General features: G+C 67.0%; 25 protein-coding genes and 2 riboswitches. Of the genes, 14 read left to right on the top strand and 11 right to left on the bottom strand.

The window, feature by feature from the left end:
* The first annotated feature begins 14 nt into the window (after nucleotides 1-14).
* Genes FBY30_RS07730 through mnhG form a run of 6 tightly spaced genes read left to right on the top strand, consistent with a single transcriptional unit; the run spans nucleotide 15 to nucleotide 6554 of the window.
* Entirely contained in the window at nucleotides 15-3104 is a 3090-nt protein-coding gene (locus FBY30_RS07730; RefSeq protein ID WP_142132337.1) for a Na+/H+ antiporter subunit A, read from the top strand.
* Nucleotides 3101-3721: a Na(+)/H(+) antiporter subunit C gene (locus FBY30_RS07735; protein ID WP_142132338.1), complete on the top strand. Its 621-nt coding sequence runs from the start codon at nucleotides 3101-3103 to the stop codon at nucleotides 3719-3721. Before FBY30_RS07730 ends, FBY30_RS07735 begins: the two co-directional genes overlap by 4 nt.
* Nucleotides 3718-5337 (top strand): Na+/H+ antiporter subunit D, encoded by a 1620-nt coding sequence (locus FBY30_RS07740; RefSeq protein WP_142132339.1) that lies wholly within the window; start codon nucleotides 3718-3720, stop codon nucleotides 5335-5337. The genes FBY30_RS07735 and FBY30_RS07740 overlap by 4 nt, the downstream gene beginning before the upstream one ends.
* Entirely contained in the window at nucleotides 5334-5879 is a 546-nt protein-coding gene (locus FBY30_RS07745; protein ID WP_142132340.1) for a Na+/H+ antiporter subunit E, read from the top strand. Before FBY30_RS07740 ends, FBY30_RS07745 begins: the two co-directional genes overlap by 4 nt.
* A complete protein-coding gene (locus tag FBY30_RS07750; RefSeq protein WP_142132341.1) occupies nucleotides 5876-6154 on the top strand; it encodes a monovalent cation/H+ antiporter complex subunit F in 279 nt (92 codons plus the stop codon). The genes FBY30_RS07745 and FBY30_RS07750 overlap by 4 nt, the downstream gene beginning before the upstream one ends.
* Nucleotides 6144-6554, top strand: a complete 411-nt coding sequence (gene mnhG / locus FBY30_RS07755) for a monovalent cation/H(+) antiporter subunit G (protein WP_142132342.1) — start codon at nucleotides 6144-6146, stop codon at nucleotides 6552-6554. The genes FBY30_RS07750 and mnhG overlap by 11 nt, the downstream gene beginning before the upstream one ends.
* A 6-nt stretch (nucleotides 6555-6560) precedes the next feature.
* Here the strand turns inward: mnhG and FBY30_RS07760 are convergent, their stop codons facing one another.
* From FBY30_RS07760 to FBY30_RS07775, 4 genes are all read right to left on the bottom strand, one after another.
* Nucleotides 6561-6824, bottom strand: coding sequence for a DUF4235 domain-containing protein (locus tag FBY30_RS07760; protein ID WP_142132343.1), 264 nt, complete (start codon nucleotides 6822-6824; stop codon nucleotides 6561-6563).
* Between the two features lie 134 nt (nucleotides 6825-6958).
* A complete protein-coding gene (locus tag FBY30_RS07765; RefSeq protein ID WP_142132344.1) occupies nucleotides 6959-7219 on the bottom strand; it encodes a CDGSH iron-sulfur domain-containing protein in 261 nt (86 codons plus the stop codon).
* Nucleotides 7216-8319 (bottom strand): glycosyltransferase, encoded by a 1104-nt coding sequence (locus tag FBY30_RS07770; protein ID WP_235009375.1) that lies wholly within the window; start codon nucleotides 8317-8319, stop codon nucleotides 7216-7218. Before FBY30_RS07770 ends, FBY30_RS07765 begins: the two co-directional genes overlap by 4 nt.
* Entirely contained in the window at nucleotides 8316-9359 is a 1044-nt protein-coding gene (locus tag FBY30_RS07775; protein ID WP_142132345.1) for an iron-containing redox enzyme family protein, read from the bottom strand. Before FBY30_RS07775 ends, FBY30_RS07770 begins: the two co-directional genes overlap by 4 nt.
* A 277-nt stretch (nucleotides 9360-9636) precedes the next feature.
* A riboswitch (TPP riboswitch) is annotated at nucleotides 9637-9777 on the top strand.
* 67 nt (nucleotides 9778-9844) lie between these two features.
* Here FBY30_RS07775 and FBY30_RS07780 point away from each other — a divergent pair.
* The 5 genes from FBY30_RS07780 to FBY30_RS07800 all read left to right on the top strand — a co-directional run bounded on the left by FBY30_RS07780 (nucleotide 9845) and on the right by FBY30_RS07800 (nucleotide 15757).
* On the top strand, nucleotides 9845-10468 hold the full coding sequence (locus FBY30_RS07780; protein ID WP_142132346.1) for an ECF transporter S component: 624 nt from the start codon (nucleotides 9845-9847) through the stop codon (nucleotides 10466-10468).
* Nucleotides 10468-12015, top strand: a complete 1548-nt coding sequence (locus FBY30_RS07785) for an ABC transporter ATP-binding protein (RefSeq protein ID WP_142132347.1) — start codon at nucleotides 10468-10470, stop codon at nucleotides 12013-12015. Before FBY30_RS07780 ends, FBY30_RS07785 begins: the two co-directional genes overlap by 1 nt.
* On the top strand, nucleotides 12012-12812 hold the full coding sequence (locus tag FBY30_RS07790; RefSeq protein ID WP_142132348.1) for an energy-coupling factor transporter transmembrane component T family protein: 801 nt from the start codon (nucleotides 12012-12014) through the stop codon (nucleotides 12810-12812). Before FBY30_RS07785 ends, FBY30_RS07790 begins: the two co-directional genes overlap by 4 nt.
* Before the next feature lie 129 nt (nucleotides 12813-12941).
* Entirely contained in the window at nucleotides 12942-14465 is a 1524-nt protein-coding gene (locus FBY30_RS07795; protein WP_142132349.1) for a UDP-N-acetylglucosamine 1-carboxyvinyltransferase, read from the top strand.
* A 68-nt stretch (nucleotides 14466-14533) separates the two neighbouring features.
* Nucleotides 14534-15757: a glutamate--cysteine ligase 2 gene (locus tag FBY30_RS07800; RefSeq protein ID WP_142132350.1), complete on the top strand. Its 1224-nt coding sequence runs from the start codon at nucleotides 14534-14536 to the stop codon at nucleotides 15755-15757.
* Nucleotides 15758-15886: 129 nt separating this feature from the next.
* Here FBY30_RS07800 and FBY30_RS07805 read toward each other — a convergent pair whose 3' ends face one another.
* The 3 genes from FBY30_RS07805 to FBY30_RS07815 are packed head-to-tail and all read right to left on the bottom strand — an operon-like array spanning nucleotide 15887 to nucleotide 17766.
* Entirely contained in the window at nucleotides 15887-17095 is a 1209-nt protein-coding gene (locus FBY30_RS07805; protein WP_142132351.1) for an O-succinylhomoserine sulfhydrylase, read from the bottom strand.
* Nucleotides 17096-17506, bottom strand: a complete 411-nt coding sequence (locus FBY30_RS07810) for a rhodanese-like domain-containing protein (protein ID WP_142132352.1) — start codon at nucleotides 17504-17506, stop codon at nucleotides 17096-17098. It lies immediately after the preceding gene.
* Nucleotides 17503-17766, bottom strand: coding sequence for a DUF1737 domain-containing protein (locus tag FBY30_RS07815; protein ID WP_142132353.1), 264 nt, complete (start codon nucleotides 17764-17766; stop codon nucleotides 17503-17505). The genes FBY30_RS07810 and FBY30_RS07815 overlap by 4 nt, the downstream gene beginning before the upstream one ends.
* 13 nt (nucleotides 17767-17779) lie before the next feature.
* A riboswitch (SAM riboswitch) is annotated at nucleotides 17780-17895 on the bottom strand.
* A gap of 165 nt (nucleotides 17896-18060) precedes the next feature.
* Here FBY30_RS07815 and opgC point away from each other — a divergent pair.
* On the top strand, nucleotides 18061-20523 hold the full coding sequence (gene opgC, locus FBY30_RS07820) for an OpgC domain-containing protein (protein ID WP_142132354.1): 2463 nt from the start codon (nucleotides 18061-18063) through the stop codon (nucleotides 20521-20523).
* A gap of 140 nt (nucleotides 20524-20663) precedes the next feature.
* Here the strand turns inward: opgC and FBY30_RS07825 are convergent, their stop codons facing one another.
* The gene (locus tag FBY30_RS07825; protein ID WP_142132355.1) at nucleotides 20664-20918 is read right to left on the bottom strand and encodes a hypothetical protein; all 255 of its coding nucleotides are present in this window, start codon (nucleotides 20916-20918) and stop codon (nucleotides 20664-20666) included.
* A gap of 223 nt (nucleotides 20919-21141) precedes the next feature.
* On the opposite strand from FBY30_RS07825, the gene FBY30_RS07830 reads away from it, so the two are divergent.
* Nucleotides 21142-21846 (top strand): TetR/AcrR family transcriptional regulator C-terminal domain-containing protein, encoded by a 705-nt coding sequence (locus FBY30_RS07830; RefSeq protein ID WP_142132356.1) that lies wholly within the window; start codon nucleotides 21142-21144, stop codon nucleotides 21844-21846.
* A 12-nt stretch (nucleotides 21847-21858) separates the two neighbouring features.
* Here FBY30_RS07830 and FBY30_RS07835 read toward each other — a convergent pair whose 3' ends face one another.
* Nucleotides 21859-22323, bottom strand: a complete 465-nt coding sequence (locus FBY30_RS07835; protein ID WP_142132357.1) for a pyridoxamine 5'-phosphate oxidase family protein — start codon at nucleotides 22321-22323, stop codon at nucleotides 21859-21861.
* A gap of 60 nt (nucleotides 22324-22383) precedes the next feature.
* Nucleotides 22384-23313 carry an aminodeoxychorismate lyase gene (locus tag FBY30_RS07840; RefSeq protein ID WP_142132358.1) on the bottom strand — a complete coding sequence of 310 codons (930 nt, stop codon included), beginning with the start codon at nucleotides 23311-23313 and terminating at the stop codon, nucleotides 22384-22386.
* Between the two features lie 94 nt (nucleotides 23314-23407).
* On the opposite strand from FBY30_RS07840, the gene cls reads away from it, so the two are divergent.
* Nucleotides 23408-24883, top strand: coding sequence for a cardiolipin synthase (gene cls / locus FBY30_RS07845; protein ID WP_442858273.1), 1476 nt, complete (start codon nucleotides 23408-23410; stop codon nucleotides 24881-24883).
* A gap of 50 nt (nucleotides 24884-24933) precedes the next feature.
* On the opposite strand, the gene FBY30_RS07850 is transcribed toward cls, so the two are convergent.
* Complete coding sequence (locus FBY30_RS07850; RefSeq protein ID WP_142132359.1) at nucleotides 24934-26208, bottom strand: multidrug effflux MFS transporter; 1275 nt, start codon at nucleotides 26206-26208, stop codon at nucleotides 24934-24936.
* Between the last annotated feature and the right edge of the window lie 100 nt (nucleotides 26209-26308).

The following is a 26308-nucleotide window of genomic DNA, read 5'->3' on the forward strand; positions in this document are numbered from 1 at the left end:
TTGCGGAGAATCCAGTGATCACAGTCCTTGCCGTGCACTTTTCGGTGGCTGTCCTCGCGCCCTTCCTTTTCAGGGTCTGGGGCCGCAACACTTTTTATGCGCTTGCTGCAGTTCCCGCGATTTCCTTCGGCTGGCTGATGCTCCAGCACGGCCCCATCTATTCCGGGCCCGGAACCATCACCGAGATCTTCGAATGGATCCCCAGCCTCCATCTGGAACTGGCTTTCCGCATGGACGCGCTGGCCTGGGTGATGTCCCTCCTGGTCCTCGGCGTCGGCTCCCTGGTGCTGGTCTACTGCGCGCGGTACTTCAAGAGGAAGGACCAGGACCTGGGTGCGTTCGGTGCCCAGCTGCTGGCCTTTGCCGGTGCCATGTTCGGCCTGGTCACCGCGGATGACCTCCTGCTGCTGTTCATCTTCTGGGAACTGACCACCATCCTGTCCTACCTGCTGATCGGTTTCGCCCGGACCAGGCTTGCCGCCCGCCGCTCCGCCCTCCAAGCGCTGATGGTCACCACCGCCGGCGGCCTGGCCATGCTGGTGGGCCTCATCATGCTCGGCTACACCGCCGGGACCTACCGCATTTCCAGCATCATGGAGCAAGCCGCCGCGCTGGCAACCGGCCCTTCGGCCGCCATGGTGAGCGCCGCCGTCGTCCTCATCATGGTCGGTGCCATCACCAAATCCGCGCTGGTCCCGTTCCACTTCTGGCTGCCCGGCGCCATGGCCGCGCCCACTCCCGTCAGCGCCTACCTGCATGCCGCCGCCATGGTGAAGGCCGGCATCTACCTGGTGGCACGGCTCGCGCCCGGCTTTTCGGAGACTGCCTACTGGCAGCCCGTTGTCCTGGGGCTGGGCCTGGCCACCATGCTGGTGGGTGGCTACCGGGCGCTGCGGCAAACCGACATCAAGCTGATCCTTGCCTACGGCACCGTCAGCCAGCTGGGCTTCCTCACCATGGTGGTGGGCCTGGGAACGCCCGACGCCGCGCTCGCGGGCCTGGCCATGCTGCTGGCCCACGGCCTGTTCAAGGCCACGCTCTTCCTGGTGGTGGGCATCATCGACCACCAGTCCGGAACCCGGGACGTGCGCAAGCTGTCCGGCGTCTTCCGCTCCTCACGCGCTTTGGGCATCGTGGCCGCAATCGGTGCCGCGTCCATGGCGGGCATTCCGCTGCTGGGCGGCTTCGTGGCCAAGGAATCGGTGCTGGAAGCCTTCGTGCACCACGCCAAGGAACCGCACTCCGGACCGTGGGCCCTGGTGGTCCTGGTGGGACTGGTGCTGGGTTCCATCCTCACCTTTGCCTACAGCGCCCGCTTCATGTGGGGTGCCTTTGCCGTCAAGCCAGGCGTGGAACCCACTCCGTTCAAGGCGATCACACCCTCCTTCCTTGCCGCTCCCGCGATCCTCAGCCTCCTCACCATCGTTTATGGGCTCTGGCCGCTTCCCGTGGATGCCTGGATCCAGCCGTACGCCGCGCTTTTCGCTTCCACAGCGCCCGACGCCGGCACTCCGGCCGAGCAAGCCGGGCACCTTGCGCTGTGGCATGGATTCACTCCGGCGCTTGGGCTGACAGCCCTCACCTTCGTGCTGGGCGCCGCCATGTACTTTGGCCGCAGCGCGGTGGCCCGCGCCCAGTCCTTGGTCCCGGCATGGGTGGACGGCGACCGCGCCTACCAGCTGACCATTGGGGCCCTGGATGACGCGGCGGTCTGGATCACCGGGCGCACGCAGCGCGGTTCCCTGTACTTCTACCTTGCCGTGATCCTCAGCGTGGCATTCGTCCTGCCGCTCGTGGCCATCGTGCTGGGCGGTACCGCCATGCCGCAGAACGTCTATTTGGTGGATCCCAACTCCCCGCTGCAGCTCGTGGCCGGCGCAGGCATCGTGATTGGCGCCCTCGCCGCCGTCAAGGCCAACAAGCGCTTCCTTGCAGTCCTGATGGTGTCCGTGACCGGGTACGGCATCGCACTGGTGTTTGCGCTGCAGGGTGCCCCGGACCTGGCCCTCACCCAGATGCTGGTGGAGACCATCATTCTGGTGGCCTTCGTCCTGGCCATGCGGAGCCTGCCGCCCGAGCTGCGCGACCGTACCGGCGGCAGGTACCGGGTGGTGCGCGTCATCATCGGCGTGGGATTCGGCGTGACCATGGTGTTCGCCGCCATCTTCGCCATGGGCGCCCGCACCGCGATTCCCATCTCGCTGCAGTTCCCGCAGCTTGCCTATGAGGGCGGCGGCGGGCTGAACGTGGTCAACGTGACCCTGGTGGACATCCGCGCCTGGGATACGTTCGGGGAAATCAGCGTGCTGGCGCTCGCCGCCACCGGCGTGGCCAGCCTGATCTTCGTGCGGGGACGCGGCGACCGCCTGCAGGCGTCGGCGTCCGTTGCGGAGGGCACCGTGGGGCGATACCGCGGCGTGGACCCCGGATCCCGTGACGGGGCCGCACTGGCCATCAGCCGGAGGTTTGCAGCCTCGGCCCGCGACGCGTGGATCGTGGCAGGGCGGACGCTGGCCCCGGAGCGCCGCTCCATCATCTTCGAGGTGATCACCCGCCTGATTTTCCACTCGATGATCATCTTTTCGCTCTACCTGCTGCTGGCGGGCCACAATCTGCCGGGCGGCGGCTTTGCCGGCGGCCTCACCGCAGGTCTGGCCCTGACCATCCGCTACCTGGCCGGCGGGCGCTTCGAACTCCGGGAAGCGGCGCCAATCAGTGCCGGCGGCCTGCTGGGGACCGGCCTGGCCCTGGCTGCCGTCTCCGGGGTGATGCCCCTGCTGCTGGGTGGCCAGGTGTTCCAGTCCGCCATCATCCAGGTGTGGCTGCCGGTGTTCGGGGACATTAAGTTCGTCACCTCCACCATCTTCGATATCGGCGTCTACATCGTGGTGGTGGGCCTGGTGCTGGACGTGCTGCGCAGCCTCGGGGCCGAAATTGATGAGCACATGGAGGAGCGGTCCGCCGGGGGCGGGCACGAACCGGACCACGACCGGCACGGGCGGGAACCTGACCGCATGCAGGTCCAGGGCCAGCGGGAACAGGACCAGCAGGAACAGGAACCGGACGGGATTCCTGCCGAGACCACCGTAAAGGGCCACGCATGAGCGTCAACCTGACACTGCTGATCGTGATGGGCGCCCTGTATGCCTGCGGGATCTACCTGATCCTGGAACGCAGCCTCACCCGGGTGCTGTTGGGGCTGATGCTCCTGGCCAACGCCACCAACCTGCTGATCCTGGCCACCGGCGGCTACGCCGGCCTGGCGCCGCTGTTCGCCAAGGACAGGGCCGCCCAGGAGTACAACGACCCGTTGCCGCAGGCCCTGATCCTGACGTCGATCGTGATTTCCTTCGCGGTCACAGCGTTCATGCTGGGCATCATCTACCGCACCTGGGTCCTGGCCCGCCAGGACGAGATCCAGGACGACCTTGAGGACCGCCGCGTGGCGGCGACCCCCAGCTTTGACGCCGAGGACGACGCTGAAGTCCCCGCGGAAACCTCCGAGTTTCCGCTCACTATGCTCGGGTCCGACGGCCGGGACGTCTCCAACCATGGGGCTTCCACCGCGAACCTGGACAGGGCGGACGGGGGCCACGAAACGGACCAGGCCGTGGCCACGCTGGTGGCCGGCGGCCGGGAGATGCCCGCCGAACACGCTGCCGCGGAGGAAAAGCCCGGCTCGCTCAACATTGATCCCAACCCGGAAGGAGGCGGCAAGTGAACATTGCAAGCCTGGCCCCGCTCGCCGTCGTCCTTCCCATCCTGGGCGCCGCCCTCACCTTCCTGCTCATCCGGCACTCCCGGGCCCAGCGTGCGGTGAGCATCGCCCTGCTGTCGCTGACCCTGCTGCTTGAGTGCCTCCTGCTGGCGTCCGCCTGGAACGGCGGCACCACCGCGGTGAACCTGGGCGGCTGGGTGCCGCCATTCGGCATCGTCATGGTGGTGGACCAGTTCTCGTCGCTGATGCTGGTGGTGTCCTCCGCCGTGAGCCTGGCCGTGCTGGTCTACGCCACCGGGCAGGGCATGGCCGACGGCGACGAGGACGCCCCGGTCTCGATCTTCCACCCCACCTACCTGATCCTGGTGGCCGGGGTGTCCAACGCGTTCCTGTCCGGGGACCTCTTCAACCTGTACGTCGGCTTCGAGATCCTGCTGACCGCAAGCTACGTGCTGATGACCCTGGGCGGCACCGGGCCGCGCATCCGGGCCGGCGTCACCTACGTGGTGGTGTCCGTAGTGTCCTCGGTGCTGTTCCTGATCGCCATCGCCATGGTCTACGGCGCCACCGGCACGGTCAACATGGCGGACCTGGCCATCAAGCTCGGCGAACTGGACCAGGGCACCAAAACGCTCCTGCACGTGATGCTGCTGGTGGCGTTCGGCATCAAGGCAGCCGTCTTTCCCCTCTCCTTTTGGCTCCCGGACTCCTACCCCACGGCCCCGGCGCCGGTCACCGCGGTATTCGCCGGGTTGCTCACCAAGGTGGGCGTGTACGCGATGGTCCGGACCGAGACCCTGCTGTTCCCCGGCGACACCCTGAACACACCCCTGATGGTGGCGGCGCTGCTGACCATGGTGGTGGGTATCCTGGGTGCGCTGGCCCAGAGCGACATCAAGCGCCTGCTTTCGTTCACCCTGGTCAGCCACATCGGCTACATGGTGTTCGGCCTGGCCATGTCCTCGGCGGTGGGGCTGGCCGCGGCAGTCTTCTACGTGGCGCACCACATCACCATCCAGACCAGCCTCTTCCTGGTAACCGGCCTGATTGAACGCCGGGGTGGCAGTTCCTCGGTGGACCGGCTGGGCGGCCTGGCCAAGCTCTCGCCCATGCTGGCGCTGCTGTTCTTCATTCCCGGGATGAACCTGGCCGGCATCCCGCCGTTCTCCGGATTCCTGGGCAAGGTGGGGCTGCTGCAGGCCGGCGTGGAGCTGGGCACGCCGCTGGCCTACGCGCTGGTGATCGGCGGTGTGGTGACCAGCCTCCTGACGCTGCTCGCCATCGCCAGGGTATGGAACCGCGCGTTCTGGCGCCGCCCAACCGACGCCGAACATCCGGACCCGGTGCTGCTCGCCGCGCCTGGGGCGAGGGCTTCCGGGCCCGGAGCCAAGGCCAACAACACCGTGACCCTCCTGCCGCGCACCATGGTGGGTTCCACGGCGGGCCTGGTGGTCCTCGGTGTCGCCCTGACCGTTTTTGCCGGGCCGCTGTTCAGTCTTTCGGACCGGGCCGCACGGGACATGTTGGACCGGGCACCGTACATCCAGGCGGTCCTGGGTGAGGGCACCGCCGTACCGGGTTCAGCTGCCGGGACAACCGCCGGGGGAGGAGCACGATGAGCCGCAAACGAATCTCCCTGCGCCAGGAACTGCCGCTCCTGGTCTGGCTGGTGGTTGTCTGGGGCGCCCTATGGCAGGATTTCAGCCCAGGCAACCTCCTGTTCGGTGCCTTGCTGGCCGTGGGCGTGGCCCGGCTCTTCTACCTTCCGCCGGTGGAGCTCAGCGGCCGCTTCAACATCCTTTATGCGGCGCCCTTTGCCCTGGTGTTCCTGTGGAAAGTGGTGGTGGCCAGCGCCCAGGTGCTCTACCTCGCCACGGTCCGCGGGCCGAAGGTAACCAACGCCGTCGTCGCCGTCCGGCTGCGCAGCCACCAGGACCTGATCGTCACCGCCACCGGGCACGTCATCTCCCTGATCCCGGGGTCCCTGGTGGTGGAGGTGGATCGCTCCACGTCCACCCTTTACCTGCACGCACTCAACATCACCTCGCCGGAAGACGTGGAGGGCCTGCGGAACGAAGTGCGGTCCATCGAGGCCGGCCTGATCCGGATCATGGGCAGCCGGGAAGAACTTGAAGCCGTCCGAATGGAGGCCGCCGCATGATGCATGTAGTCCTGGCTGTTACAGCCGTCATCTTCTCGCTGGCCGCGGCCGCGGCCATCATCCGGATCGCGCGCGGACCTTCGCTGCTGGACCGGGTGCTCGCCACCGACGTGCTGCTGGCCATCCTGGGCGGGGCGCTGTGCATCGACATGGCCGTGAACCGGCACCTGAACAACCTGATGCTGGTGGTGGCCATCTCCGTCATCGGCTTCATCGGGTCCGTGACGGTGGCGAGGTTCGTGGCGGACCGGAGGGTGAAGCCTGATGAGTCCTGACTTTTCCGGCCCTGACGCCTGGATCGACCTTGTGTCGGCCATATTCATGGTGGTGGGCGCACTCATGTCCCTGGGCGCCGCGATCGGCCTGCTCCGTTTCCCGGACCTGCTGAGCCGCATGCACGCCGCCACCAAGCCCCAGGTCCTGGGCTTGTTCCTTCTGCTGGCCGCGATTGGGCTGCAGATGCGGACATGGTGGGTGTGGCCGGTGCTGGTGGTGGCCTGGATCTTCCAGCTGCTGACGGTGCCCGTGTCCGCCCACATGGTGGGCCGCGCCGGCTACCGCACCAAGCACCTGCACCGGGAGCTGCTCACCGCCGATGAACTGGAGGCCGTGGTGCAGAAAGCCGCCGCCGAGGCTGCCCTGAAGGACAGCCCCGACGACGGCCGGCAACGCTAGGAAGAGCTAGACGATGTCCTGGGTCTTGGCGAACCGGGCGATGGCGCGCTGGGTGCCGCGGTTGGCCAGGACCTGGATGATGGCGCTGACCGACGCCGAGATCAGCGCAAAGGTCAACGCCGAACGCAGGCTGGTGGGGACGTCCTCGTGCTTGCCGGTGGGCGGCTTCTGTCCGGTGGTCTTTTCCCAGATGGTGTTGACCAGCTTGGTGCCGGCCAGGCCTGCGCCGAGGCTCACCCCGGTCCCGAGCAGCTTGATGAGAAGGTTCATTCCTATTACTCCTTGCGGACGGAAAACGGACTGCCTCCAGCCTAGCCGCACACCCACCGCCGTCCCGGCAAGAGTCGGGGCAAGGGCGTGGCCGGGCTGGTGCGGCTTGGTGGTCTGACTAACCCGCTGGCTGACTAGGCGGCCGGGGGCTCGGTGCGGAACTTGATCATCTTGTGCGTGCCGTCGCAGTACGGCTTGATGGCGGACGCCCCGCAACGGCACAAGGCCACCGTCTTCCGGTCCCGGGGCACGGCAGCACCGGACGGGGTGACGATCTCAAACTCACCCCGGACAATGAGGGGCCCGTCCGGGCAGACCACGATCGAACTGGCAGGGTCCTGCTCCGCATTTACCTGGTCCACGTCGGCTCCTGTTCCATGCTGTTCAAGGTTCATGCCTGCACCGCATCCATCGTTGTTGTTCCTGCTTTGCCGGGGACGCCTCTGCCTGTGACGCCCTGGAGCCTGCCCCCGTGGCGCCGCCGGAGCTCCGCCTCGGAGTGCGCCGCCGTCCTGATCCTGCTGCCCGCGTAGGGGATGCCGCCCCGCCACCTGAACCCGAGGGCCAGCCAGGCGCAGACGGCCCGTTCAAGTGCCCAAAGCGGAGCGCACCATGCTGCCGAGGCGGGGAAGACGGCGGTCCCGTTGTGCCGCCGTCGTCCGATTTCTGCAAAGGCGACGGCCGCCGCGGAGAGTCCGCCCAGGGCCATTCCCCGCACCTGGCCTGGAAGGAAAAATCCTGCTGCCGCTGCCGGCAGCAGGGCGAGCTCGGCGGCCAGCCGTCGCGGCTGCGCGAAGCCGTCGTAGGCCTGGCGCACGCGCTGGCGCAGGAAGTGCCGGGCAGTGGGCGGCCTGCGGGCCACGAACAGGTCCGGAAGGATCCGCTCCCTCCCGCCGGCGGCCTTGATGGTCCTGATGAGCTCAAGGTTTTCGAACAGGACACCCGCATAGCCGCCGGTGGCCAGCAGCGCGTCGCGGCGCACACCGAGCGTTCCCGGGTAGTCGGCAGACCAGGCGCGGTTGACCAAGGTCCGGGCCGTATCCCACCGGCCGTGCCAGGGGAGGGGCACGAAGTAGTTCTGCGGCCGCACCACGTCAGCGGACTTCAGGTAATGGACGACGGCGGTGAGGGCCTCGCGCGTGTAACGGACGTCGTCGTCGGCGATGACAAGGAAGGACGCGCCTGAGGTGCGCAGGCCGGCCATGACGCCTGCAACCTTGCCGTTACTGGCCCGCCCGTCAAGGGCTATGCAGTCCGGCCGGATGTGGCGGACCGCTGCGGGAAACGCGGCACGGTGGCGGTCAAAGAAGTGGGGGTCCGAGCCGTCCACCACGGCGACGGGGATCCAGCCCGCAAGGTGGCGGAGGTAGTCCGTCAGCTCTGCCAGGCCCGAGTCCTCTGTCCAGCGCAGGGGAAGGATGTACTCCGCGTCAGTGACCAGGTGGGGCCCCACCTCCCTTACCGCGGGCGCACCTGCCGCGGCGGCGCCTGTCACGCCGCCGCCCGGAGTGACGTCTGCCCAGCTTCCCAGGACGACATCAGGTGGGCGGAAATGCGGCTGTCGATGGCCATGACGGCCGTGGCCCCGAACAGCACGTCGGCAAGCAGTTGAGGTTCAGCCTCCACCAGGCCGCCGGCAAGGTCGCGTCCCGCGATCTGTTCGTGGACGGCGTCGGCCTCCACGTGCTCGTCAAAGTAGTGCGTGACGTCCGGGCCGAAGCCGTGCCGGCGGAATCCGTTGCCGTAGAAGCGGTTGGGTTGGGAGGACGTCATTTCGTAGATTGCCAGGTGCCCGGTGATGGCGCCGCGGAGCCGCCGGTTCAAACCGCAGAGCGACATGAGGTTGACGGAGGCCAGGGACATCGCGGGGACGGCGTCCACGTAGGCGCCGTAGCTGTCGTCCAGGCCCAGACCGCGCATGGTCCGGGCGAACAGCGCGCTGTGCATCCGCTCAGGCCGCCCGCCGCCGTATTCGTCCGCCTGGATTTCCACCAGGGCCGCCTTGGGGCGGCCGCTGAGCCGCGGAATGGCCCAGGTGTGCGGATCGGCTTCCTTCAGCTGGTACATGGATTTGTGGACCAGGAACTCCTTGAGCTGGTCCAGCGTGGCTTTCCTGGCCACGTAGCGGGACACGCTGGGACCAGTGTCCGTGGCGGCCAGGCCGAAGAGGACGTCGGCAACGGCGTCGCTGGTCATGGCAACCCCGCCGGGCAGTTCGAAGTTCCCGGCGGCCTGGTGCGCGGCAGCGCGCAGTGCCGCTTCGAACGGTTCCTCGATCAGCCGGCGGACCCTGATCAGCGACGGCTCCCACTCCCAGTGGTCCGAAACGCCGTCCAGGCCGGAGTAATGGAGTTCGTAAAGGCAGAACAGCGCGAGTTGGATGTCCTCGTCGGCAATGATGTCGCCGGTGCCGGCCAGCTGCCGCGCCACCAGGGAGTACAGCCCGTCCAAGCCCGGCCCGGCGGTGCCCGGAGCCTGCGCCAGGACCTCGAACAATGCGCTGCTGACGGGTCCTCTGGTTTCCGGGATTCTCATGGGGCTCCTTGGTCTGCCGCGCTGCTGACGGGAACGAACGCAGGGCCGCCCATGGTGAGTCCCATGCCCGTCCTCCTCGAAACCCGGGAGACTACATAGTAAGCATGATTACTAATAAAAGCTAAGCGCGCCGGCCTCCATGCTCCACGCCGTCGCGCACGGCCGGTCACATCCGGTCCGATTGGCGCCGGCAGCCCTCAATGCAGCCCCGCCCGGTGTAAACTGGACCACGCCCGGAAGGGCAACCAAAAGCCTTACCCAAACCAAAAAGCAACACTAAAAACGACAGGGGAGCGCCGCCGTCGGGCATCCTGGCACAAGCCGGGCACCGCAGGTGGGCGCTGAGAGTGCGGACAGCCGCAGACCCTCGAACCTGATCCGGTTAGTACCGGCGCAAGGGAGTCGAGTTCTCAAAGTGTCGCGGCTGCACGGCAACGGGCCGTCAGCCGGGTCCACTTTCCCCTCCTGTTTCCCAGGAGGATCACATGAGCACTGCAGCAATCAAGAAGACCACCAGCAGGTCCTGGCGCGTCGTGGATATCGTGGTGGCCGCGCTGGTGGCCATCGCCGGCGGCGTCATCTTCTGGGCGTGGGACCAGGGCGCGGCAGCGTTGTCGGCCCCCATGAACGCCGCCTACCCACCCCTCACCGGGCTGCTGGCCGGCGGATGGATGATTCCGGGCGTGCTGGGCATGCTCATCATCCGCAAGCCGGGCGCGGCCCTGTTCTGCGAAACCGTGGCCGCCACCGGCGAGCTGCTCATGGGCTCCCAGTACGGCGCCTCGGTGCTGTTCTCCGGGTTCATCCAGGGCCTGGGTGCGGAGATCATCTTCGCCGTCTTCGTTTACCGGAAGTTCAACCTGCCCGTCTCCCTGTTGGCGGGCGCCGCGGCCGGCTTCTTCTGCGGCCTGAACGACTCGTTTGCGCCGTGGGGCTGGAACATCGCCTACTCGGGCGCGGACAAGTTCGCCTACATCGTCCTCACCACCATCTCCGGCGCGGTCCTGGCCGGCGGCCTGTCCTGGCTCGCCACCCGTGGCCTGGCCCGCACTGGCGTGCTGAGCTCCTTCGCCTCCCGCAAGGCTGCCACGGAGCCAGTCTTCTCCTGATGGCACCCTCCCAGGGAGCAGCCGGCGCCGTGCGCCCAGCCGCCGTCACCGCCCGCGGCTGGGGCTGGCGGCACGCTGGCAGGGCCAAGCCTGCCGTCCATGCCCTTGACCTGGGCATCACCCCCGGCGAGCGGGTGCTGCTGCTTGGCCCCTCGGGCGCCGGAAAGTCGACGCTCCTGCATGCGCTGGCCGGCGTGCTGGGAGACATCGACGACGACGGCGAGGCAGGCGACGCCGACGAGTCCGGTTCGCTGCTGGTTGACGGCGCCGTGCCCAGGTCCCAGCGCGGCCGCGCCGGGCTGATGCAGCAGGACCCGGAGACGCAGGTGGTCCTATCGCGGGTGGGGGACGACGTCGCCTTCGGCGCCGAGAACCTCGCCGTGCCCCGCGAGGCCATCTGGGCGCGCGTGCACGAGGCGCTTGCCGACGTCGGACTGTCCCACCTCCCGCTGGACCACCCGACGTCGGCCTTGTCCGGCGGGCAAAAGCAGCGCCTGGCGCTCGCTGGGATCCTGGCCATGCGCCCGGGGCTGATCCTGCTGGACGAGCCCACCGCCAACCTGGACCCGGACGGCGTGCTGGAGGTCCGCGACGCCGTGGCGCGCTGCCTGGACAAGACCGGAGCCACGCTGGTGGTGGTGGAGCACCGCGTGTCCGTGTGGAAGGACCTGGTGGACCGGATCGTGGTCCTGCAGCCCGGTTCGTCAACCGAACCTGCCGTGCTCCTGGACGGGCCACCGGACCGGGTGCTCAGCGAGGCGCGGACCATGCTCGCCGCCGCAGGAGTCTGGGTCCCCGGGTACGTCCCGGCCACCCGTGCCCGCTCTGCCGTGCCGGCCGCGGGAACGGGTAACTTGCTGCTGGCCGCGGAACAACTGGGCGTTTCCCGGGAGCGTCCGCGCCGCCAAGGCTTCCGCAAAATTCCGCCGGTACCGGTCCAGGAAGGCGTGGCCGCGCAGGTCCGCGCCGGCCAAGCCCTGGCCATCACCGGTCCCAACGGCGCCGGCAAGTCCACGTTCGCGCTGACCCTCGCCGGCCTCCTGGAACCGGTATCCGGAAAGGTCTCCGCCACCCTGGATCTCGGCCGCGGTGCCGGCATCGACCCGTTCCGGTGGAAGGCCGAGCAGTTGATTTCGCGCGTGGGGACGGTGTTCCAGGAGCCTGAGCACCAGTTCGTCACCGGCAAGGTGCTGGATGAGCTGCGCTTTGGTCCCCGGCACCTGGGCCACGGTGAGGACCGGGTTGACGAGCTGCTGGAGCGGCTGCGGCTCACCCAACTGGTGGACGCCAACCCCTACACGCTCTCCGGGGGTGAAAAGCGGCGGCTGTCCGTGGCCACCGTCCTTGCCGCCAGCCCCCAGGTCCTGGTCCTTGACGAGCCCACCTTCGGGCAGGATGCCAACACGTGGGCAGAGCTGGCGTCGTTCCTGTCTGAGCTGCTTGACGCCGGGACGGCGGTGGTTTCCGTGACCCACGACGCCGAATTTACGGAGGCGCTGGGCGGCGAGGAGCTGCGCATGGCGGCTGCGGCAGAGGTGGCGCCATGAGGCAGCAACTCACCCTCAGCGGTAACCGCGCGCTGCTGGCCCGCGCCAACCCGCTCAGCAAATTTGCGGCGGTCCTGCTCATCACGGCCGTCCTTGCCCTGTCCATCGACTGGGTTTCGGCATCCGTGGCACTGGTCTTTGAGCTTCTGCTGTTTCCCCTGGCCGGGCTCACTCTCTCCCTGTTGTGGCAGCGCGGCTGGCCGTTGATCCTCGCGGCCGCGATAGGCGGCTGGAGCACCTCCATCCTGGCCCCGGACAGTGGCAGGATCCTGCTCGACGCCGGCCTCTGGACCATGAGCGAAGGCTCCCTCCAGCTGGGGATCGGCTTTTTGCTGCGCGGCTTTGCCATCGCCCTTCCGGCGGTGCTTCTGATGAGCTGTACCGATCCCACGGACCTGGCCGATGCCCTGGGGCAGAAGGCACGCCTGCCGCACCGGTTCGTCCTGGGAACCCTCGCCGCGATGCGGCTGGTGGGGCTCATGGCCGAGGAGTGGCAGACGATCGGCATGGCACGGCGTGCCCGGGGCGTTGGTTCACGCGGCAGCCTGGGCCAGCGGGTGAAGGCCACGCTGGGGCAAAGCTTCGGGCTCCTGGTGCAGGCCATCCGGCGCGCGTCGAGGCTTGCCGTGACCATGGAAGCGCGGGGCTTTGGCGGCGCCACGCGGACGTGGGCGCGGGAATCCACCTTCAGCCTGCTGGATCTCGGAGTGGTGGCCGGCGGGGTGGTGGTGGCCGGGCTGGCCCTCTTTGCGGCTGTCACCGCCGGTACCTGGAACATGGTGTGGCTGGGGAGCTGAGCCCACGCCCCCAGCGCTAGGTAGGCTTTCCTATCGCATCCAGTGGGTACACCCGTTCCGTAGCCCCCGTGCGAGCCGTTGAGTAGGGGCAAAGCAGGCCCGATAGCTCATTTATGATATATTCGCCGTATGACGCAGGAAACCGCTGAACACGTTGCCGCCATGCTGAGGGACGCCCGGAGCGAGAAGGGGTGGACCCAAGGCCAGTTGGCCGCCGAACTCGGCACCAGCCAGAGTGCCGTGGCCAGGATGGAGCAGGGCAAGCAGAACCTCAGCCTGAAAATGATCCAGCGGCTGGAAAACATCTTCGACCGCAGCATCGTCAACGTGGGCAAGCCGCAGATGACCCACCTCCGGGTGGAGGGCGGCCGCACGCTGTCCGGGGCCGTAGACGTGAACAGCAGCAAGAACGCCGGCGTCGCCCTGCTCTGCGCCAGCCTGATCAACCGCGGCACCACCGTGCTCCGCCGGCTGGCCCGCATCGAGGAAGTCAACCGCATTGTCGAGGTGCTGACCAGCATCGGCGTGGAATGCACCTGGCTCAATGACACGGACCTGCGCCTGCGTCGTCCCGCCGTCCTGGACCTGGAAGCGATGGACGTGGACGCGGCCCGCAGGACCCGCAGCGTCATCATGCTGCTCGGCCCCATGCTGGACGAGTCGCGGGAATACCGGCTGCCCTACGCCGGCGGCTGTGACCTGGGCACGCGCACGGTGGAGCCCCACATGCAGGCCCTGCGCGAGTTCGGCCTCTCGGTGGAAGCCACGGCCGGTTTCTACACCGTCCAGGCGCCCCCTGCCGACACCCGCGACCGCTCCTTCGTCCTCACCGAGCGGGGCGACACCGTCACCGAGAATGCGATCATGGCGGCGGCGCACCGGCCGGGAACAACCGTGATCCGCAACGCCAGCCCCAACTACATGGTCCAGGACCTCTGCTTCTACCTGCAGATGCTCGGCGTCACCATCGAGGGCGTGGGCACCACCACCCTGAAGATCACCGGCCGGCCCGAAATCGACGCCGACATCGAGTACTTCCCCTCCGAGGATCCCATCGAGGCCATGAGCCTGATCACGGCCGGCATCGTCACCAACTCCGAAGTCACAGTCCGGCGCGTTCCCATCGAGTTCATGGAAATCGAGCTGGCCACCCTGGGTCAAATGGGGCAGAAGCTTGAGGTTTCGGGCGAATACATGGCCCGCAACGGCCGCACCCGCCTGGTGGACGTCACCACCAAACCCTCCGAGCTGCGTGCCCCAGAGGACAAGATCCACCCCATGCCCTTCCCCGGGCTGAACATCGACAACCTGCCGTTCTTTGCCGTCATTGCGGCGAACGCCCACGGACAGACCATGATCCACGACTGGGTCTACGAAAACCGGGCAATCTACCTGACGGAGCTGAACCGGCTCGGCGCGCAGGTGCAGCTCCTGGACCCGCACCGGATCTACGTCAACGGGCCCACCAAGTGGCGGGCCGCCGAGGTGGGCTGCCCGCCCGCACTCCGTCCGGCGGCCTGCCTGCTGCTGGCCATGCTTGCCGCCCGCGGTGTCTCCGAACTGCGGAACATCTACGTGATTGAACGCGGCTACGAGGACCTGGCGGAGCGATTGAACACCATCGGCGCCAAGGTGGAGTACTTCCAGGACTAGGCATTCACGGTTCGTCATGAACCGCGTGTGACAGTTCCAATGCCCCGGCGCTGCCGCAGAATGTTCGTATGCGTACGTTCGGCGTAGAGGAAGAACTCCTGATCGTTGATCCGGAGTCCGGAGAACCGCTTGCGCTGGCTGACGCCCTCCTGGCCAGCCATCGCGTTGCGGCGGACGATCTCCCCCTGGACCCGGACACCCATCACGCCGGGACCCGCGGGGATCACGACGACGAGTTGGGCCTGAGTGCCGAGCTGAAGCTTGAGCAGATCGAGACGCAGACCCGGCCGTGCCTGGATTACGGCAGCCTCCTGGAACAGATCCGCGCCGGCCGTGCCCTTGCGGACCAGGCGGCCCGGAAGCACGGTGCCAGGGTGGCGGCCCTCGCCACCTCGCCGGTGGCGTCCCCGAGCCACACAACCCCGGACCCGCGCTACGCCAGGATGCTGGAACGCTTTGGCCTCACTGCCCAGGAGCAGCTGACCTGCGGCTTCCACGTGCACACCTACATCGAATCGCCGGACGAAGGCGTGGCCGTCCTGGACCGCATCCGGGACAAGCTGGCCGTGCTGACGGCGCTGAGCGCCAATTCACCGTTCTGGAACGGCGTGCCCACCGGGTTCGAAAGCTACCGGACCCAGGCCTGGAACCGATGGCCCACGGCTGGGCCGGCAGGCATCTACGGCACCTACCCTGCCTACCGAAGGGTGGTGACCCGGCTGCTGGATACCGGTGTGATGCTGGACGAGGGAATGCTCTACTTTGACGCACGGCTGTCCCGCAACCACCCCACGGTTGAGGTGCGGGTGGCGGACGTCTGCCTAAGGGCGGAGGACGCCGCCCTCATTGCCGTGCTGGTCCGGGCACTGGTGGAATCCGCCGGCAGGGAGTGGCGTGAGGACGTTGATCCTGCACCCGTTCCCACGGTCCTGCTGCGGATGGCTTCCTGGCAGGGCAGCAGCGAAGGGCTCAGCGGCGAGCTCCTGGACTTCGGCAACTTCCGCCCCGCCCCGGCCGCGGATGTGGCGCGTTCGCTGGTGGATTACCTGGCTCCAGTCCTGCAGGAACAGGGAGAGCTGGCTTTGGCCCGGCAGGGTGTGGAGGACATCATTGCCCGCGGAACAGGGGCCGCCGAACAGCGCCGTGTGCGCGAGAAAGCCCTGGTGGCGCAGCCCGATGACATGGGTTTCGGTGCGGTGGTCAAGCACGCTGCCAGGGTCACCATGCGCGATGCCCTTGACCTCTCGGATGTCGAGGCCGTGCCCGAGCTGCTGCGGGTCCGCCAGTCCTGACCGGCAGCCCGTGGCTTGCCAGTCCGCGACCCGCAGCTTCCTTTTCGACGCGCTGGTTCCCTTTCGCGGCCCGCATTTAAGCCGCGCCCGGGAATCTGCGCCGCGAAAACGGGAAAGCGCGTCGACAACCTAGATCTGCTTCAGGGCCTGCTCCAGGTCGCGGATGAGGTCGTCCGGGTCCTCAAGGCCCACGGAGAGGCGGACCACGCCATCGCTAAGCCCAATGGCCGCCCGTCCTTCCGGCCCCATGGCGCGGTGGGTGGTGGTGGCGGGATGGGTGATCAGGGACTTGGAATCGCCCAGGTTGTTGGAGATGTCGATGATCCGCAGCCCGTCCAGCAGCGCGAAGGCAGCCTCCTTGCCGGAGCGCCCACCCGAAGGAGCAAGCTCCAAGGTAAGGACCGTCCCGCCGGCGCTCATCTGCTTCGCCGCCAGCCCATACTGCGGGTGCGACTTCAGCAGCGGATACTTCACCCAGCTCACGGCCGGCTGCTCCTCCAGCCACTCGGCAAGCCGGAGGGCCGTGGCGGAGGAGTGGTTGACGCGCAGGCCCATGGTTTCCAGGCCCTTGGTCAGCACCCAGGCGTTGAACGGGGAAAGTGCGGGGCCGGTGTGGCGCATCAGCTGCTTCACGGGGCCCTCGATGAACTCCTTGGTGCCCAGGATGGCACCGCCCATCACCCGGCCCTGGCCGTCGATGTGCTTGGTGCCCGAGTAGACGATGACGTCCGCCCCAAGATCACCGCAGCGCTGCAGCAGGGGAGTGGCAAAGACATTGTCTGCCACTACGGTGGCCCCGGCGGCGTGCGCCAGTTCGCTGACCGCGGCGATGTCCACGATTTCCTGCATGGGGTTGGACGGGGATTCGAAGAAGACGGCCGTGGTGGGCTTGGAGAGCGCTTCGCGCCACTGGTCCAGGTCCGGGCCGTCCACGAACACCGTCTCCACACCCCACCGGGGCAGGATCTCGTTCAGGACCACGAAGCAGGAACCGAACAGCGAGCGTGCGGCCACCACCCGGTCGCCCGCTGCCAGCAGGGCACCCAGGGCCGTGAACACCGCGGACATGCCAGAGGCCGTCGCGAAGCATGCTTCGGTGCCTTCCAGCAGCCGGAGCCGTTCCTGGAAGGTGGCCACGGACGGGTTGCCGTAGCGGGAGTAGACAAAGCGCTCGTCTTCGCCGGTAAATGCACGTTCGGCGGCCGCCGCGGATTCGTAGACGAAGCCGGAGTTGAGGAAGATGGCCTCCGACGTTTCCTGGAAGTTGCTGCGGTCCAGCCCGCCGCGGACGGCCTGCGTATCAGGGTTCCAGCCGGGGGCGTCTTGGTTGAAGCTCACTTAGTTCTTTCCGAGGTTGGTGGGCAGGCCGCGGTTCTTCCAGCCATTGACGGTCCGCTCGCCGAAGCGGTCGGGATCGCCCTCGAAGCCCTCAAGGACGCTGTAGGCGGTAAAACCTGCCTGGGTGGCGGCGGTGGCCGCAGCGATGGAGCGCTTGCCGGAGCGGCACAGGAACACCAGTTCCGTGTGCGGGTCCTCCGGTGCCTGGTCCGTCAGGTCCTTGATGAAGTCCGGGTTGGGGATACCGCCGGGGAAGGTCCACTGGATGAACAGGGGGTCGTTGTCCGTGGCCTTGGTGTCAGGGATGCCGATGTGGGCCCATTCGCCCTCGGTGCGGACATCCACCAGGACGGCACCCTGCTCCAGCTTGGTCCAGGCTTCCTGCGGCGTCAGGTCTCCGGCGTAGCTCATGCGTGGCCCTCGCCGTCGAACTCGCCCTCAAGCTCGTCCACGGCAGTGGCCACGGCGGCATCCGCCGAGGCGATGGCGGCCGGAAGGACGATGGCCTGCGCCACGATGACGGTGGTGCCGTTGAAGGTGGCTGCGGGACTGCCGTGCAGCACGTACCCGTCGGCGAGTGCAGCGGAGATCCGCTCGCAGAATTCACGGTTGTCCGCGCCGGTAATCAGGCGGTAGGACAGTCTCTCATCAGGGGCGGGTGCGTCGGACACGACGGATCTCCTTCTCTCACGCTTGCAGCTCGAATGGGTCGATATGCCGAGTATTCACCTGAGGCACCCCGCCGCGAAAGGGAGGGTTGCCGACCGGCCAGTCAGGGCTTGGCGCCGGTACTCATTACTCCCCAAAAACGTAACACCTCTCCTCCCAAGCCGCACGGCCGCCGTCGTCACGTTCCGTAATTCGCCGGGCGCCCAGGCGACACGCGAAGGCCGCCCGCCCGATAAAGTCTTACCGGGGGCGCAGCCCCGTCTCCACAGCAATGAGTACCGGGGGGTCCTTGCAACATGCGGGCAGTCACATCGCACCACCACGCCAAGTGGCGGAACCGTACGCGTTCCGCCGTCGCCTATCTGGCAACCATCGTTATCGCCTTCCTGGCCGTGCTGGCGCCGGCAGGTCCGGCGCAGGCGGCCCCGGCGGAACCGGACAAGGGCAAGCCGTGGCTGGGTGCTGTGCTTGAGTGGGGCGAGGACACCGCCGCAGGCTTCAGCGACCGGCTGGGCGCCAGCCCCGCCGTCTTCGGCCACGACATCACCTTTCCTTTCCGCGATTCGGAACGGAACGACATCGACGGCTTCCTGCAGCAGGCCGCAGCCAAAGGTGCACATGCCCTGCTCACGGTGAAGCCGTCGGTGCCGCTGGACCAGCTCGGCACCAGCGAGGCCGAAGCCTTCGCCCAGCAGGTGCAGGTCCTCACCTCCGGGTTCAAGGGGCAGTTGCTGGTCCGGTTCGCTCCTGACATGAACACCAGCTGGGTGGGCTGGGGCCAGCAGCCCGCCGCCTACCGGCAGGCTTTCCAGGCGGTGTCCAAGGCATTCAAGAAGGACGACGGCGGCCGGGTCGCCATGGTGTGGGCACCTTACCTGGGCAAGGACTACCCCTTTGACCGGAACCGGAATGCGCCGCAGCCGGGAAGCGAGGGGTTCGCCTTGCTGGACACGAACGGGGACGGGACCTGGAACGGAAGTGACAGCGCCTACGCACCGTACTACCCCGGCGACGACGCCGTGGACTGGGTGGGTCTGTCCGCCTACCATGACGACACGGCCGGCGGGGCCGCCGTCAACACTGTGCCCCGCGCCGGCGAGCTCCAGGAGATGCTGACGGCGTCCGGTGGCGAAAACTTCTATGGCACCTACGCCGAGGGGCACCGGAAGCCCTTCCTCCTGCAGACCTCGGCGTTTTACAGCCCGTCAACCGGCGGGGCGCCCGAAGTCGACATCAAAACCGGCTGGTGGGACCAGGTGGTGGCAACTGCCACCTCCCCGGAGTTCGCACGCACGGCCGCCGTCGTGTGGGATGAGCGCACCAGTACCAGGGACACCGGTGTGGCGAGCATCAGCTGGCTGCTCACTGGAAGCCCGGAGATTGCCAAAGCGGCGGCGGACCGGCTGAAGGCCTCGCCGATGGTGACCGGCCCTGTCACCGATGCGGCACCCACCACCTATGTCCGCGCCAACACCCTCTCCGGGCCTGCTGCCTGGACTGTTGCCGCCGCCATGGCCATCCTCCTGGTGGCCCTGTGGCAGGTTCCGCGCAGGATCACCGCAGCCACGGCCTGGAGCTACCAGGACCCTTCCACCAGGGACTCGCGCGTTGACCTGTTGCGCGGGATGGCCATCGTCTTTGTGGTGGTCAACCACCTGGGTATGGCCTCGCTGTTCCAGCTGCTCACGCAGGAGGCCGTGGGCTTTGTGTCAGGCGCAGAGCTGTTCGTCCTGTTCTCCGGCCTGGTGGTGGGCATGGTGTACGGGCCCAAAGCCAAGGAGGACTTCGGGCGGGTTGTGGACCTCACGTCACGCCGCGCAGGCAAGCTCTACCTGACGGCGCTCGCCGTGCTGATCGGCGTCTTCCTGCTGTCCCTGCTCCCGTTCTTCCACACCGAGGCGCTGACCACGTTCGTGGACCAGGGGACCGGGGGTGCCGGGCACAATGGTGCCGGCCGGACCTACGACCTCTATGCGGGCATGTCCTCGCTGTTCCAGTTCCCCGTGCCGCCCCAGGTGCTGCCGGCCATCATCCTGCTGCAGTTCGGGCCGTGGCAGTTCAACGTCATGGGCCTCTACGTGGTGCTTTTGCTCGTCAGCCCGCTCATCCTGGCGGCGCTGAACCGTGGAAAGGCGGTCTGGGTGTTGGCGGTGACCCTGGCCGTATACGCGGTGGGTACAGTGACCAGGTTCCGCGTCCTGCCGTCGCAGTTCGAGGATTCCTTCCCCTTGCTGGTGTGGCAGGTGCTGTTTGTGCTGGGGTTGGTTGCCGGCTACTACCGCCGTGCCATCGTTGCCTGGCTGTCCAGGCACACCTGGGTGGTGATTGCCTGCACCGCGGCGGCGTTCGCGCTGGCCTTCCTGTCCTGGGGGAATCCCTACCTGGCCAACAACTACGACGTCCGCCTGGCGCTCATGCCGGACGCGGCATACCGCAGCATGTACGACGCACTCTTTGGCCGCACATACCTGGCTCCCGGCCGCCTGCTCAATGTCATGGTTTTGGTGGTGGCGGCCTACGCATTCCTCAGCGCCTACTGGAAGCCGGTGCAGCGGGCCCTTGGCTGGTTCCTGATCCCGCTGGGCCGGGCCACGCTGTACGTGTTCATCATGCATGTGCTGCTGATCGCCGTCGTAGCCAATATTCCGGCGCTGCAGCAGCAAAGCATCTTCCTCAACACCGCGGCCTACGCCGTGGTCCTGGCGCTGCTGTGGGTGATGGTGCGCACCAGGTTCCTCTTCCGGATCATTCCCACCTAGTCCGGACAGGGCCTGCGGGTGCAACCGCTGAGTTTCCCGTGATGGCCCAGGGCATGAAAAATGCCGTGGCACCGAAGTGCCACAGCATGTCTTTGTTCATGAGCAGGCGGGTTGCCCGTGCCCGGATGGACCCAAGGACGTTAGACAAGCCCCGGATAGCTGGCGAGGATATAGTCTGCGGCGGCTGGGCCCTTCATGCGGAGTCCGTTGTGCCCGGGGTTGATCCTGTGTTTCATGGCTGACCAAAAAGTGGATTCGCTTCCGAGCGGCTGCTGATTGATCACGCACCAGCTGGTGTACAGCCCGTAAAGGCGGTCGCGGTTCAGGCTGGAATCGGATACATGGTCGGAATAGGTTGCTTCGTGGAGGAACAGATCGAACTGCGAGTTAGCCATGACGGCTCCCTTCGCTAAGTGCTCGGCGCTGCCGTGTGGCTACAACAGCAAACCACGATCCCCTGCACGGGGCGATCGGGGTTATATAGTGCATCCCCAGCTAAGGCTGAGGGGTGACAGCGCTCTCACCGCTTGTCTACACTGTAGACTTTACCCGTAGACCAGATAAGAGGCAACCGGCCCGGCGCCTCCCAGGACCGCGGCCGGCAGTGAGGATTTTTCGATGGCTTCCGCCAAAATTTCCCGGCCCGGCCAGCCCAAAGCGCGGCTGAGCAGGGACATCGTGCTGGCCAAAGCCCTGGAGCTGGTTGACGCCGAAGGACTGGACGCGCTGACCATGCGCTGTTTGGGGCAGGAACTTGGCAGGGACCCCATGAGCCTCTACCGCTACGCCGAAAACCGCGCCGCCCTGCTCGATGGCGTGGCGGAGCTTGTCCTCGACCAGCTGTCAATCAATGCCGGGGACCCGGACTGGAAAGCACAGCTGCGGGTCCTTGCACACGACCTGCGCCGGCTGGCACTCCAGCACCCCAACGTTGTGCCACTGCTGGTAACGCGGCCCCTGTCCACGCCGCTGGGACTACGGCCGCTGGGCACGCTGCGGCCACTGGAGCAGATCCTGTCCCTGCTGGTGGCGGCAGGATTCGAGCCTGCGGATGCGCTCCACGTCTACCGCGCCTACTATGGCTTCCTCTATGGCCACATCCTCAACGAGCTGCAGGAGTACGTGGTGGACCCGGAAGAAAACGAGGTGCTGCTGCGGCTGGGACTCCACCGCCTGCCCGCCAAGGAGTTTCCCAGGCTGCGTGCCCTGGCGCCGGCCCTCGCGGAGTACGACGGCGGCATGGAGCTTGACCAGGGGCTCACCATCCTGCTCTCCGGGCTGGAGGCACAGCTTTCACGGCCCGTGGCACGTTCCGGCGCCTGACGCTGAGAGCTGCTATTCGAATGACGCGCGCCGCCGGTCCTGGACGCGGGTGTTCCAGACATCCGGCCGGTTCACCTGGAACCTGCGGCCCGTCAACGCTTTGCCGTTCAGCCTGACATAGTTGGCCTTCTCGCCGGGCTGCCACGGCTCCAGGCCAAGTCCGTCCACTGCATCCCGGACGGCCTGGTCCTCGATGATTTCCGTGTCGCCCCGGAGTACTACGCTCCAGGCCTGTTCCGTTGAGGGGTCGTAGCCGTCGATTTCCAGTGCCGCCGGCCGTTCCATCCTGGCGCCCCAAAGCTTGGAGCCCGGGGCCGTGCGGAAGACGATGCTGCGCAGGTGCACCACGTAGTTCACAGGGAAGATTTCCGGATGCCCGTCAACCACGATGGCCAGCCGGCCCACCGTGTCATTGTCGAGCAGTTCCCAGCAGTCGTCGAAGGACAGGTTTTCGATCGGCAGGTTTCGCGAGTCCATGGTCCACACCTTACGGGTGATGCGGGAGCGGGAAAAGGGATTAAGCGCCTGTTGCAGGGCCTAGTGGATACCGGCGAAAAGTGCGCTCAGCTCGGCAGTCAGTTCCTTCTGGACTGACGGGCTGCCGATCTGCTTCCCGTCGATCGTGTTCACAGGGGCAAGCAGGCGGACGCTGGAGATCAGCCAGACCGCATCCGCGTCCAGGAGGTCCTGTGGCTCCAGCGGGCCGTAGCCCAGCTCCCAGCCTGCCGCCTTCGCAGCGGCGAAAAGAGCACCCTGGGAGGTTCCCGGGAGGATGCCGCTGTCCAACTGGGGTGTGATGAGGCGCTTCACCTGTGTGCCGTCGTCGGACTTTCCCGCATGCGCCAGCAGCACCGTGGACGTGGGGCCCTCCAGGACGCGGCCGTCGGAGGACAGGAAGATGACGTCGTCCGCGCCCTGCTTGTGCGCGTAGCGGAGGGCTGCCATGTTGACGGCGTAGGAAAGCGTCTTGGCCCCCAGGAGCAGCCAGGGTGCCCGCTCGGCCACGTCACTGTCGTAGCCGCGGTCAAGGAGGATAACGTCGATGCCCGTTTCGCGCTGCCGCCGGCCCGCGGCTCCGGCGGGCGATGCCTGTACCCAGGCCGTGGGCGCGGGGGCGCCCTCCACGCCGCGGGTCACCACCAGCTTGACCACCAGCTCATCGGCGGCAGGGTCGGTGGGCGGGTTCTCTGACCGGTGCCGGGCCACGGCAGCGGCAATGGCACGGCGCCACGCGTCCTGGTCCGGGATTACCAGGTCCAGCGCCGCGGCGGAGCCTGCCAGCCGGTCCAGGTGGGCCTGCATTTTCCGCACCGACCCGCCCACCGCCAGCATGGTTTCGAAGACGCCGTCGCCCCTGGTAACCCCAAGATCCGTGACCAGCAGCTGGGGTTGGGAGGCATCGGCCGCCCTGCCGTCAGGGAATGCGGGATCGAGGAAAAGGAGAACCACTGGGGCTGGAGAGGTCATGGCACCAGCTTAGTGCGGCACCGCGGATAAGCTGGGCAGAGTGCCCCGGCCGGAAATCGTCCTCCGGAGCCCAAACCTCCCGGGAGTTATAGACGTGTTGTGGCCTTTTTCGCTTGCCGGCACCGCGCCCACGTGGGTAGTGGTGCTCCTGGGCTTCATAGACCTGGCCATCAGGGTCCTGGCCCTGGGCATCATTCCCGGCAACCGGCGCCCCACCACGGCCATGGCCTGGCTGCTGGGGATTTTCTTCATTCCTTTCGTTGGCATCGTCCTGTTCCTGCTGTTCGGCAACTTCCAGTTGTCGAGGCGGCGGCGCGCCCAGCAGCAGCTGGTCAACGACCGGGTGCAGTCCGGCATCACCGCCCTCTCGGACGTCGAAAGCGACTACCCGGGACCGGAGTGGGTCAAGTCCGCCGCTGAACTCAACCGCACGTTGGGGTCGCTGCCCATGGTGGACGGCAACACCGTGGACCTCATTCCCGGGTACCCGGACTCCATCCTGGAAATGACGAAGGCTGTGCGGAAGGCGAAGAAGTTCGTCAACGCCGAGTTCTACATCATGAGCTCGGACCACGTCACCAATGATCTGCTCACCGCCCTGGAGGAAGCTGCCGAACGCGGCGTTGAAGTGCGGCTCCTGTTCGACCACATCGGCACACTGCGCATCAAGGGCTACAAGAAGCTGTTGAAGCGGCTCAAGGCGGGCAAGATCCAGTGGAAGCGGATGCTTCCCCTGCTGCCCATCCATGGCCAATGGCGCCGCCCGGACCTCCGCAACCACCGCAAGATCATGGTGGTGGACGGCGAAATCGCGTTCACGGGGTCGCAGAACCTGATCGAGCCCTCCTACAACAACCCCCGCCACCGCAAAGCAGGCCGTGAATGGGTGGAACTGATGGCGTGCCTGCGCGGACCGATCGTGACCACCCTGAATGTCGTGTTCGCCACCGACTGGCTGAGCGAAACCGACGAATCACTGGAACACCAGCTGCAGCTTCCCTCGGATCCGCATCCCGGTGGCATCACCGCCCAGGTGGTGCCCAGCGGCCCGGGTTTCATTACCGAGAACAACCTGCGGCTGTTCAACACCCTCATTTACTCGGCGCAGCACCGGATCTCCATCTGCAGCCCCTACTTCGTTCCGGACGATTCACTCCTGTACGCCATCACCACGGCGGCCCAGCGGGGCGTTGACGTGGAACTGTTCGTGTCCGAGAAGGGCGACCAGTTCCTGGTCCACCACGCGCAGCGCTCCTACTACGAGGCCCTCCTCGAAGCCGGCGTGCGCATCTACCTGTACAAGGCCCCGTTCGTGCTGCACGCCAAGCACTTCACCATCGACGACGAAGTGGCCGTCCTGGGATCCAGCAACATGGACATGCGCTCGTTCTCGCTGAACCTTGAGGTCTCCGTGATGCTCCTGGGCGAGGACATTGTGAACAAGATGCGGGCAGTGGAGGACACCTACCGGGACATCTCCCACGAGCTGAAGCTGGCGGACTGGGTCACCCGGCCGCTGCCCGCACGGTACGTGGACAACGTGGCCCGGCTGACGGCGACGGTTCAGTAAGGCCACGGTTCAGTAAGGGCACCTTTCAGTAAAGGCGCGGTGCGGTAAAGCTAGTCGTCGGCATTGACCCGCTGGCCGTCGTCGCGCCCTGCGTGTTCCGCCCAACCGCCCTTGCGGTAGGCGGGAGTTCCTACGGCAAGCACCGTCACCGCCAGGGCGCAGCTGCCGATCATGACGCTGACCATCGACAGCGAGTTTCCGCCCAGGACCCCTACCAGAGGGCTGACGAGTCCGGCCACCCCGGACTGCAGGGCGCCGATGACCGCTGCCGCGGTTCCCGCCATGTGGCCGTAATTGTGCAGTGCCAGGACGGAGGCGTTCGCCGGGACCATGCCCTGCATCGACAGCACCAGCCAGAGGCCTGCGATTGCCCCGAACGCTCCGCCGGCACCCGTTGCCACCACCACGAGCAGCAGCAGGGCCAGGACCAGCTGGACCAGCAGTGCGGTGCGCAGGAGGCGGACCGGCGGGAATTTCTTGACCAGGGCGGCGTTGAGCTGGGCCGACAGGACAAGCGCGGCGCCGTTGACGGCGAAGACCAGGGCGAACTGCTGGGCGGTGAGGCCGTATTCGTTTTGGAAGACGAAGGGCGACCCCACCACGTAGCTCATGATCAGGGCCAGCCCCAGGCCGGGAATGACGGCCAGCGCCATGAAATGCCTGTCCCGCAGCAGCGCCCAGTAGGCCCGGGCAACATGCTTGGGGTGGCCGGGACTGCGCCGGTCCTCCGGCAGCGTCTCCGGCATGAATCTCAGGACGATTGCCACCAGGACCACCCCGATAAGCGCCAGCGCGTAGAAGACCGCACGCCAGTTCCAGGCCCCGGCGATGGCCTGGCCCACGGTGGGGGCAAGGAGCGGCGCCACGCCGATCACCAGCATTAACCGGGAGAGCAGCTGGGCGGCAGCCGAGCCGACAAAGCGGTCACGGATCACCGCGAGTGCCACCACCGCGGCCGCCGCGTTGAAGAAGCCCTGCAGCACGCGCAGCCCCGTCAGCGTTTCGATGTTTGGGGTCATGGAGCACAGCAGCGAGATGGCCACGTGCAGGGTAATGCCGATGATGAGGGGAAGCCGCCGCCCGAACCGGTCCGAGAACGGGCCGATCACCAGCTGGCCAAACCCTGCCCCGACCAGGGTTCCGGACAATGTCAGCTGGGCCGCGGTTTGGGTAGTGTGGAGGTCGGCTTCCACGGCAGGCAGGGAGGGCAGGTACATGTCCGTGGTGAGTGCCGGAAGCGCGGCCAAGGCGCCAAGCATGAGGACGTATTTGAAGCTGCGCGGTCCCTGCTTGCTGGTGGTGCGGGGTTGGGAGGAGTCCGTCACGCGGCAAACCTAACTCGATAAAGCGCCTTGGAGTCCGCCGCATGGCTTGAGCGGTTCAGCTGACGCTTTGAGGCCCTACCCCCTGCATCGTCCTCCTAAA

Origin of the sequence: Arthrobacter sp. SLBN-83, from assembly GCF_006715285.1 — a bacterium.
Lineage (GTDB): Bacteria > Actinomycetota > Actinomycetes > Actinomycetales > Micrococcaceae > Arthrobacter.

Excerpts from the sequence above, each read along its gene's own strand:
- FBY30_RS07810 (WP_142132352.1), bottom strand. The coding sequence starts at position 17,506 with ATGAGCTACGCCGGAGACCTGACGCCGCAGGAAGCCTGGACCAAGCTG.
- FBY30_RS07785 (WP_142132347.1), top strand. The coding sequence starts at position 10,468 with ATGGCACCCTCCCAGGGAGCAGCCGGCGCCGTGCGCCCAGCCGCCGTC.
- FBY30_RS07830 (WP_142132356.1), top strand. The coding sequence starts at position 21,142 with ATGGCTTCCGCCAAAATTTCCCGGCCCGGCCAGCCCAAAGCGCGGCTG.
- FBY30_RS07825 (WP_142132355.1), bottom strand. The coding sequence starts at position 20,918 with ATGGCTAACTCGCAGTTCGATCTGTTCCTCCACGAAGCAACCTATTCC.
- FBY30_RS07835 (WP_142132357.1), bottom strand. The coding sequence starts at position 22,323 with ATGGACTCGCGAAACCTGCCGATCGAAAACCTGTCCTTCGACGACTGC.
- FBY30_RS07795 (WP_142132349.1), top strand. The coding sequence starts at position 12,942 with ATGACGCAGGAAACCGCTGAACACGTTGCCGCCATGCTGAGGGACGCC.
- FBY30_RS07735 (WP_142132338.1), top strand. The coding sequence starts at position 3,101 with ATGAGCGTCAACCTGACACTGCTGATCGTGATGGGCGCCCTGTATGCC.
- FBY30_RS07790 (WP_142132348.1), top strand. The coding sequence starts at position 12,012 with ATGAGGCAGCAACTCACCCTCAGCGGTAACCGCGCGCTGCTGGCCCGC.
- FBY30_RS07780 (WP_142132346.1), top strand. The coding sequence starts at position 9,845 with ATGAGCACTGCAGCAATCAAGAAGACCACCAGCAGGTCCTGGCGCGTC.
- FBY30_RS07800 (WP_142132350.1), top strand. The coding sequence starts at position 14,534 with ATGCGTACGTTCGGCGTAGAGGAAGAACTCCTGATCGTTGATCCGGAG.
- FBY30_RS07745 (WP_142132340.1), top strand. The coding sequence starts at position 5,334 with ATGAGCCGCAAACGAATCTCCCTGCGCCAGGAACTGCCGCTCCTGGTC.
- FBY30_RS07840 (WP_142132358.1), bottom strand. The coding sequence starts at position 23,313 with ATGACCTCTCCAGCCCCAGTGGTTCTCCTTTTCCTCGATCCCGCATTC.
- mnhG (WP_142132342.1), top strand. The coding sequence starts at position 6,144 with ATGAGTCCTGACTTTTCCGGCCCTGACGCCTGGATCGACCTTGTGTCG.
- FBY30_RS07775 (WP_142132345.1), bottom strand. The coding sequence starts at position 9,359 with ATGAGAATCCCGGAAACCAGAGGACCCGTCAGCAGCGCATTGTTCGAG.
- opgC (WP_142132354.1), top strand. The coding sequence starts at position 18,061 with ATGCGGGCAGTCACATCGCACCACCACGCCAAGTGGCGGAACCGTACG.
- FBY30_RS07750 (WP_142132341.1), top strand. The coding sequence starts at position 5,876 with ATGATGCATGTAGTCCTGGCTGTTACAGCCGTCATCTTCTCGCTGGCC.
- FBY30_RS07760 (WP_142132343.1), bottom strand. The coding sequence starts at position 6,824 with ATGAACCTTCTCATCAAGCTGCTCGGGACCGGGGTGAGCCTCGGCGCA.
- FBY30_RS07765 (WP_142132344.1), bottom strand. The coding sequence starts at position 7,219 with ATGAACCTTGAACAGCATGGAACAGGAGCCGACGTGGACCAGGTAAAT.